Raw genomic sequence first — 6767 nt, forward strand, 5'->3', positions numbered from 1 at the left:
TCGCGCCCCTGAAGGCAAAAGCTGGGGCGCAGCCCCGCTTTTGAGGGGCGCGGGGAACTGCGCGAACGGCCCCCACCGGCCCGCAGACGAAGGGGCAGACAGGGGCGCAGCCCCGCCTTTCAGGGGCGCGGGGAACTGCGCGGGCGGCCCCCACCGGACCCGCAGACGAAGAGGGCAGGCCGGGGCGCAGCCCCGCCTCGGAGGGGCGCGGGGAACTGCGCGGGCGGGGCACCGACTTGCCCTCTCCACCCCCCAGGTGTGACCTGGAAGGCAGGGGCGAGGAAGAGAGGAGCGCCGCCATGGCTCACACGGCACCCGCAAGGACAGGCCCACCACCCACCCACCACCCCGCCATCCCGCTGAAAGCGAAGTTCGTGCTGCCCGCACTCGCCGGCATCGTCTACGGCCTGTGGACCTCCGGCATAGACCGCCACGCAGGCCCGATCACCGGCTGGAACGTCCTCCTGGGCGTCGTCTCGGCCCTCGCCTTCGCCGCGGCCGCGTACGGCATCCACACCATCGCCCCCCGCCTGCCACGCGAACTGCGCGCGGCGACGTGGGCGGCGTTCGCGGGCATCGCGTTCGGCTTCATCTACAGCCTCACGGACGCCGGCCTCGTGAAGACCGCGCTCCTGTCCCTCGCGGTCGCGGCAGGCGTCCTCGCGGTGGTCTTCTACCGCTACTACACGACCGAGGACTGAACGCGCGGGCGACGGAACGCGGGACGACGGGGCCCCGGCTCGTAAGCCGGGGCCCCGTTCTCCTCGGACCCGCTCACCACCCGCCGGGCACCCACTCCCGGCCGGGGTCCGCGGAGCCCGAAGCCTCGTCCCACCGGTCCCACCGGTCCCCCCGGTCCTTCCAGGCCCCCTCGCAGGGGTCGGCACACTTCGGCACTCCCTCACCGCCGAGGTCGACGAACGCCGCGCTCGCCCAGGCCCGCGCCCCGACGAGCCAGTACCAGTGCGGGTTGCCGAAGACGTGCGAGCCCCGCGTCACGCACGCGACCCGGTCCTGACTGCCGGGTGAGAGCCGGTCGACGACGGCCGAGCCGAGGTCGGGGCGGGCCCGCACCTTGAGGTCGCCGCGGGAGACGACGGTCCCCCACACGGGGTCCCCGCCGTGCCGGTCGCCGCGCCCGTCGCCGGCGTCGCCCGCAGTCGCCGTACCCGCGGCCGCGACGGTCAGCACACTGCCGCTGACCAGGGCGGTTCCAAGGATCCTGAGAGCCAGGGTGACACGCATGATCGGCCTCCTCTCCCCCGAAACCAGGTAACACCCGTTCGGGTCAACCCTCCACCGGAGGCCCCCGCCGCACGGCCCCGGCCGCCCCACCGATGAGTTTCCGCGGCCCCGGGGGTCTCCATTCCGAAGCCAGTTACGAAGCCAGTCACCGAATCAGTGACTGAACCAGTCACCAGAACGACGCGGATGGGCGGACCGACATGACGAGCAGCAGCCGCACCGACCACTGGGCCGGGCCGGCCATCGAGACCGCGGGGCTGGTGAAGACCTTCGGCGACACCCGCGCGGTCGACGGCGTGGACCTGCGCATCGAGCAGGGCACGGTCTACGGCCTGCTGGGCCCGAACGGCGCGGGCAAGACCACGACCGTGCGCATGCTGGCGACCCTGCTGCGCCCCGACGGCGGCGAGGCCCACGTCTTCGGCCACGACGTCGTCCGGGAGGCGGACGCGGTCCGCGGCCGGGTGAGCCTCACCGGCCAGTACGCGTCCGTGGACGAGGACCTGACCGGCACCGAGAACCTCGTGCTGCTGGCGCGGCTGACGGGCCACGCCAAGAAGGCCTCGTACGACCGCGCGGCCCAACTCCTGGACGCCTTCGGCCTGATCGAGGCGGCCGGCCGCCAGGTGAAGAACTACTCGGGCGGCATGCGGCGCCGTATCGACATCGCCGCGTCCATCCTCAACACCCCGGACCTGCTGTTCCTGGACGAGCCGACGACGGGCCTCGACCCGCGCAGCCGCAACCAGGTCTGGGAGATCGTGCGGGCGGTCGTCGCCCAGGGCACCACGGTCCTGCTGACCACCCAGTACCTCGACGAGGCCGACCAGTTGGCGTCCCGGATCGCCGTCATCGACAAGGGCAGGGTGATCGCGGAGGGCACCAAGGGCGAGCTGAAGGCGTCGGTGGGCGCGGGCGCCGTGCACGTACGGCTGCGGGACGCGGACCGGCGCCCGGACGCCGAGCGGGTGCTGCGGCAGGCGCTGGGCACGGACGTCCAGCTGGAGCCGGATCCGGTGGCGCTGACGGCCCGGGTCGGCAACGGCTCGCCGGACGGCGCGGCCACCGCAGAGAAGGCGTCCCGCGCCCTCGCTGAACTCGCCCGCGCGGGCATCACCGTCGACAACTTCTCCCTCGGCCAGCCGAGCCTGGACGAGGTCTTCCTCGCCCTCACCGGCAAGCCCGACGACCGGCACAACGGCCCGCACAACGGCCCGCACGACAGCCCGTACGACGGCTCGCACGGCAGCCGACCCGAACCCCGGCCGACGCTGAAGAAAGAGGCCACGGCATGAGCACCGCGACCCAGTCCTCCGGCCCCAAAACCGGCACCGCGGACACGGCGGACCTCGCGCCGGTCCGCACCGAGAGCCTCGCCGCGATCCTGGTCGCCGGCGAGCGCCCGCCGCGCCCGAACGCCCTGCAGACGTCCCTCACCTTCGGCTGGCGGGCGATCCTCAAGATCAAGCACGTTCCCGAGCAGCTCTTCGACGTGACCGCGTTCCCGATCATGCTGGTGCTGATGTACACGTACCTGTTCGGGGGCGCGCTCGCCGGTTCCCCGCGGGAGTACATCCAGTACCTGCTCCCCGGCATCCTCGTCATGTCCGTCACGATGATCACGATGTACACGGGCCTCGCGGTCAACATCGACATCGAGAAGGGCGTCTTCGACCGCTTCCGTTCGCTGCCCATCTGGCGCCCGTCGACGCTGGTCGGCTATCTGCTCGGGGACGCCCTGCGCTACACGATCGCGTCGGTCGTGATGCTCGCGGTGGGGCTGATCATGGGCTTCCGTCCGGACGGCGGCGTCCGGGGCGTGGTGGCGGGCGTCCTCCTGCTGATCGTCTTCTCGTTCGCCTTCTCCTGGGTGTGGACGATGTTCGGTCTGCTGCTGCGCACGGAGAAGTCGGTCATGGGCGTGAGCATGATGATCCTGTTCCCGCTGACCTTCCTCAGCGACATCTTCGTGCGCCCCGAGACGATGCCGGGCTGGCTCCAGGCCTTCGTCAACAACAACCCCGTCACCCATCTCGCCTCGGCGGTACGCGGTCTGATGGACGGTTCCTGGCCGGCCGCCGAGATCGCGTGGTCGCTGGGCTGGGCCGGGGTGCTGGTCGCGGTCTTCGGCCCGGTCACGATGAGGCTCTACAACCGCAAGTAGGACGGCCTTCCGCAGCCCGGCGAAGGCCGTCCGGGTCCCCCGGAAGAACGCAATCCGCGTCCGGATGCAGTCACCCCGGCCGTGCCCCGATGGCGAGGGGCGCGGCCGGGGTTCTTCCTTGAGAGGTGCGGAAAGACACCGGTCCCGACCCCTCGGCCCTGCGGAAGGTCCCCTCGGCCCTGCGGGAGGTCCCCTCGGCCCTGCGGAAGGTCCTCTCGGCGCTGCTGATCGTGCTCGCCTGCGTCCTCGTGCCGCTGGGCGGGCTCTCGGCCTGGGCGAAGTACGAGATCGGCGACACCGGGCGGTACGTCGACACGATGGCGCCGCTCGCCGCCGGACCCGACGTCCAGGGCGCGATCGCGGACACCGTCACGGACGGGATCATGAGCGAGGTCGAGGTCGGGCCGCTGGAGGGGGAGGTCCGCGCGTACGTCCACCGGGCGGTGCGGTCCTTCACCGGTACGGAGGCCTTCCGCGCGGCCTGGACCACGGCGAACCGGGCCGCGCACGACGCCGTCCTGCGGGCCCTGCGCAGCGACAGCGAGGGCGCGGTCACCCTCGACCTGGCCCCGGTCACCGCCCGCCTCAAGGCGCAACTGGCCGACGACCGCGTGCCGTTGGCGAACCGCATCCCCGTCGAGCACACCGAGGTCACGGTCCTCGGCGCCCAGGAGCTCAGCTCCCTGCGGAAAGGCTTCCCCATGCTGGAGATCGCGGGCTTCTGGCTGCCGCTGGCGTCGGTCGCCCTGGCCGTCGGCGGCATCCTGCTGGCCGTACGCCGCCGCCGTGCCGTCACGGCCACCGCGCTCGGCATGGCCCTGGGCGCCGCCCTGCTGGCGCTGGCCACGGTCGTCGGCCGGGCCATGACCCTCGCGGGCCTGCCCGAGCACGTCTCGCGCGCGGCGGCCGGCGCGGTCTACGACGCCCTCACCGAGACCCTGCGCACCGCGACCTGGTTCATCCTTGCCCTCGGCCTCACGGTGGCGCTGGCGACCTGGCTCACGGACGCCCGCGCGCGACGTCGCGCAGCGTCCGCAGCGCCTGCCCCAGCACCGGTACCGGAACCGACGCGAGCCCGAGCCTGACGGCGTCCGGCGCGCCCTGCGACCCCATCTGCCCCATCTGCCCCACCTGCCCCACGGCGAAGGCGGGCCCCGGGGTGACCGCGATCCCGTGGGCGGCGGCGGCAGCCGTGAAGGTGTCCGCGCGCCAGGGCGCGGGCAGCTCCCACCAGGCGTGGTACGCGTACGGGTCGGCCCGGACCGTGAACATGTCGAGCAGTTCCGCGACGACGCGCTGGCGCCGGGCCGCGTCGGCCCGCTTCTTCCCGACGAGCCGCTCGACGGTCCCGTCCCGGATCCACCGCGTGCCCGCCTCCAGCGCGAATCGCCCCGCCGTCCAGCCGCCCGACCGCAGGGCCCCGCCCACCGCCCCGGCCCGCTCCTCGGGCACGACGAGGAAACCGGCGGTCAGCCCTGGCGCGACCCGCTTCGACAGCCCGTCGACGACATGGACGCGCTCGGGTGCGTACGCGGCGAGCGGCACGCCCTCCTCATGGAGGAAGGACCAGACCCGGTCCTCGACGACGGGCAGATCCACGTCCCTTACGACGGAGGCGAGTTCGCGCTTCCTCCGGTCCCCCGCGCTCACTCCGGTCGGATTGTGCAGCGTCGGCTGGACGTAGAGGGCGGAGAGCGGCGCGGCACGGTGGGCGAGGGCGACGGCATCGGGCCGCAGCCCCTCCTCGTCCGTGGCGAGCGGCACGAGCGTGCAGCCGATCCGCTCGGCGATCTCCTTGACCAGCGGATACGTCAGCGCCTCCACGCCGACGCGCCCACCGGGCCGTACCAGCGAGGCCAGGACGCCCGCGATGGCCTGCCGGGCGTTGCCCGCGAAGAGGAGCTGCTCGGGCGCGGGCCGCCACCCGGATGCCGCCAGCAGTCCCGCGACGGCCTCGCGCGCGGCGGGTGTCCCGGCGGCCGGGACGGTACGGGTCGCCTCGCCCAGCACGTCGGCCCGCAGCAGCGGCGCGAGCGCGTCGGCCATCAGCTCCGACTGCCCCGGTACGGACGGGTAGTTGAGCTCCAGATTGACCTGCACCTGGGGGTCGTGGTCGTGCGTGGCCTCCGCGAGGGCCCGGCCGGAGGGGGGTGGCGCGGCCCGTACGAAGGTGCCGCGGCCGACCTCGCCGACGACGAGGCCGCGCCGGACCAGCTCCCCGTACACGCGCCCCGCCGTGGACCCGGCGATGTGCCGGCGCCGCGCGAACACGCGCTGCGGCGGCAGCCGTTCGCCTGCCTTCAGCCGCCCGGAGTAGATCTCCTCGGCCAGCCGGTCGGCGATACGCCGGTAGTCCTCCACGCCGCCGCCTTCCTGGAGCCCATCTGGATTGCACCGAGAGCAAAGATCTTATTGCACCGAGGAGTTGGGCCGATCTAGGGTCCGATCATGGCTCCCTTCCTCGCATACGAGGACAAAGGCCCGCATGCCACCACGGCGCTGCCCCTTGTCCTGATCCACGGCCACCCCTTCGACCGCACGATGTGGGCTCCCCAGGTGGCGGCCTTCGCCCCTGACCGCCGGGTGATCGTGCCGGACCTGCGGGGGTACGGCGATTCCCCGGTCGTCCCCGGAATCACCCCGCTCTCCGTCTTCGCCGAGGACGTGGCGGCCCTCCTCGACGAACTCCGGGTACCCGAATTCGTCCTCGGGGGACTCTCCATGGGCGGCCAGATCGCCATGGAGTGCTACCGGCTGTTCCCCGAACGGATCCGGGGCCTGCTCCTGGCGGACACGTTCCCGGCGGCGGAGACGCCGTCGGGGAAGGCGTCCCGGGCCGCGACGGCCGAGCGGCTGCTCCGCGAGGGGATGGGCGGGTACGCCGAGGAGGTCCTGTACCGGATGGTGGCGCCGTACGCCCGCCCTGACGTGGTGGCCCATGTGCGCCGCATGATGACGGGCACGTCGGCGGAGGGGGCCGCGGCGGCCCTGCGGGGGCGGGCGGAGCGGCCGGACTACCGGGAACTGCTGACCCGGGTCGGCGTTCCCACGCTGGTGGTGGTGGGGGAGGACGACGAGTTCACTCCCGTGGGGGTTGCGGAGGCGATGCACGCGGCGCTGCCGGACTCGACGCTGTGCGTCGTGAGCTCCGCATCCCACATGCCGAACCTCGAAAACCCGCCGGCCTTCAACAAGGCCCTGACCACCCTACTGACCCACTGCGACCAGACGCGGGCCGACGAGGACTGACCTCCCCCTCACACCCGCGGCCCCGGCGAGGGCTGGCTAAAAACAACGCCCACGCACGTCCATACCTGCGGGCCCGGTGGGGGCTTGTCGCGCAGTTCCCCGCGCCCCT

General features: G+C 73.0%; 7 protein-coding genes. 5 read left to right on the forward strand and 2 right to left on the reverse strand.

All coding sequences use genetic code 11. The annotated features are described in order from the left end of the window. The first annotated feature begins 299 nt into the window (after positions 1-299). Entirely contained in the window at positions 300-701 is a 402-nt protein-coding gene (locus ACFWGJ_RS40075; RefSeq protein ID WP_387333884.1) for a hypothetical protein, read from the forward strand. Positions 702-774: 73 nt separating this feature from the next. Here the strand turns inward: ACFWGJ_RS40075 and ACFWGJ_RS40080 are convergent, their stop codons facing one another. After that, positions 775-1245, reverse strand: a complete 471-nt coding sequence (locus ACFWGJ_RS40080; RefSeq protein ID WP_387333885.1) for an SH3 domain-containing protein — start codon at positions 1243-1245, stop codon at positions 775-777. Between the two features lie 200 nt (positions 1246-1445). Between ACFWGJ_RS40080 and ACFWGJ_RS40085 the strand changes: the two genes are divergently transcribed. The 3 genes from ACFWGJ_RS40085 to ACFWGJ_RS40095 all read left to right on the forward strand — a co-directional run bounded on the left by ACFWGJ_RS40085 (position 1446) and on the right by ACFWGJ_RS40095 (position 4494). Then, positions 1446-2540: an ATP-binding cassette domain-containing protein gene (locus ACFWGJ_RS40085; protein WP_387333886.1), complete on the forward strand. Its 1095-nt coding sequence runs from the start codon at positions 1446-1448 to the stop codon at positions 2538-2540. Further along, the gene (locus ACFWGJ_RS40090) at positions 2537-3409 is read left to right on the forward strand and encodes an ABC transporter permease (RefSeq protein ID WP_387333887.1); all 873 of its coding nucleotides are present in this window, start codon (positions 2537-2539) and stop codon (positions 3407-3409) included. Before ACFWGJ_RS40085 ends, ACFWGJ_RS40090 begins: the two co-directional genes overlap by 4 nt. A 179-nt stretch (positions 3410-3588) precedes the next feature. Further along, positions 3589-4494 carry a hypothetical protein gene (locus ACFWGJ_RS40095; RefSeq protein WP_387333890.1) on the forward strand — a complete coding sequence of 302 codons (906 nt, stop codon included), beginning with the start codon at positions 3589-3591 and terminating at the stop codon, positions 4492-4494. Here ACFWGJ_RS40095 and ACFWGJ_RS40100 read toward each other — a convergent pair. Further along, complete coding sequence (locus ACFWGJ_RS40100; protein WP_387333888.1) at positions 4409-5770, reverse strand: PLP-dependent aminotransferase family protein; 1362 nt, start codon at positions 5768-5770, stop codon at positions 4409-4411. The two genes, ACFWGJ_RS40095 and ACFWGJ_RS40100, sit on opposite strands and share 86 nt — an antisense overlap. Before the next feature lie 87 nt (positions 5771-5857). Here ACFWGJ_RS40100 and ACFWGJ_RS40105 point away from each other — a divergent pair, with 87 nt between their 5' ends. Beyond that, positions 5858-6658 carry an alpha/beta fold hydrolase gene (locus tag ACFWGJ_RS40105; protein ID WP_387333889.1) on the forward strand — a complete coding sequence of 267 codons (801 nt, stop codon included), beginning with the start codon at positions 5858-5860 and terminating at the stop codon, positions 6656-6658. Positions 6659-6767 lie beyond the last annotated feature (109 nt).

It is taken from the genome of Streptomyces sp. NPDC060205, assembly GCF_042728395.1.
GTDB lineage: Bacteria > Actinomycetota > Actinomycetes > Streptomycetales > Streptomycetaceae > Streptomyces.

Bases quoted from the DNA above. Each gene is read 5' to 3' on its own strand.
- ACFWGJ_RS40075 (WP_387333884.1), top strand. From the start codon at position 300: ATGGCTCACACGGCACCCGCAAGGACAGGCCCACCACCCACCCACCAC.
- ACFWGJ_RS40080 (WP_387333885.1), bottom strand. From the start codon at position 1,245: ATGCGTGTCACCCTGGCTCTCAGGATCCTTGGAACCGCCCTGGTCAGC.
- ACFWGJ_RS40085 (WP_387333886.1), top strand. From the start codon at position 1,446: ATGACGAGCAGCAGCCGCACCGACCACTGGGCCGGGCCGGCCATCGAG.
- ACFWGJ_RS40090 (WP_387333887.1), top strand. From the start codon at position 2,537: ATGAGCACCGCGACCCAGTCCTCCGGCCCCAAAACCGGCACCGCGGAC.
- ACFWGJ_RS40105 (WP_387333889.1), top strand. From the start codon at position 5,858: ATGGCTCCCTTCCTCGCATACGAGGACAAAGGCCCGCATGCCACCACG.